Origin of the sequence: Kitasatospora sp. NPDC004799 (genome assembly GCF_040609095.1) — a bacterium.
Lineage (GTDB): Bacteria > Actinomycetota > Actinomycetes > Streptomycetales > Streptomycetaceae > Kitasatospora.
Map to the genome: position 1 here is coordinate 1 of NZ_JBEXJK010000842.1, position 1,075 is coordinate 1,075.

The window sequence follows — 1,075 nt, forward strand, 5'->3', positions numbered from 1 at the left end:
CCGCGACGACGATCTTCGCGGAGGTGGTGGCGCGGGTGGGGGCGGCCGCGTTAGAGCTTGCGAAGTCCACTGAGGACCCTTTCGAGCAGCGTGACGTCGGGCTGGTTTCCGGTTTCGCCGCCGGAAGCGGGCTGGTGGATGGCGACCAGGCCGGCCTCGGCCAGGTCGGCCACGAGGATGCGGGCCACTCCCAGGGGAAGGGAGAGCAGCGCCGACACCTCGGCGACGGATTTGACCTCCGTGCACAGCGTGCAGATCCGCTGGTGCTCGGGGAGCAGGGTGGCCAGGCGCTGCGGGTCGACGTCGGCGGAGACCAGGGCCTCCAGCGCGAGTTCGTAGCGCGGCCGGGTCCGGCCGCCGGTCATCGCGAACGGGCGGATCAGCGGGCCGGAGTCGGGTTCGTCCTCGAACTCCTCGACGTGGCCGGGCTCCTGGCCGCTCCGGTAGCCGGGGGCCGGCTCGGGCGCCGGTGCCGGGTAGCCGGGCGCCGGGGCGCCGTACGAGGCCGGCCGGCCGTACTGGTCGTACTGGCCGTACTGCTCCTCGGGCCGGGCGTACGGCTGCTGTCCGTACTGGTGCCGGCCGTACTGCTGACCGTGGCCGACGCCGGGTGCTCCGAAGGCGTCATGGCCTGTGCCAGGGTACGGAACGCCGTACTGGCCGCTGCGGTCGTCGGGCGGTGTCACGGTTCCTCTCCTCACAGGGTGCGGCGGTGCGGTGCGAGCTTCGGCGCAGGTCCGGAGCCGGTGGTGCGAAGGCCGTACAACGTCCGAACCCGAGCCCGCCGAAGCGGGCCCGGGAAGGACGCGGAGGTACTTCGAATACCTGGACGGTATCCGACGAACCGTCAGTGCAGGAGACTGCCCTGGAGTTCCGCGCGGAGTGCGGGGGTGAGGACGGCGCCGGCGCGGTCGACGAGCAGGGCCATCTCGTAGCCGACCAGGCCGATGTCGGAGTCCGGTGCGGCCAGGACGGCGAGTGCGGAGCCGTCGCTGACCGCCATCAGGAACAGGAAGCCCCGCTCCATCTCGACGACGGTCTGGTTGACCTCGCCGCCCTCGAAGATCCGGCTGGC

Annotated in this window: 2 protein-coding genes; both read right to left on the bottom strand. The window is 72.1% G+C overall.

Features of this window, described 5'->3' with window-relative positions:
- Nucleotides 1-50 precede the first annotated feature (50 nt).
- Entirely contained in the window at nt 51-686 is a 636-nt protein-coding gene (locus ABZW03_RS41220; RefSeq protein WP_355270052.1) for a DUF742 domain-containing protein, read from the bottom strand.
- Between the two features lie 161 nt (nt 687-847).
- A partial coding sequence (locus ABZW03_RS41225; protein WP_355270054.1) for a roadblock/LC7 domain-containing protein occupies nt 848-1,075 on the bottom strand: 228 nt, incomplete at its 5' end.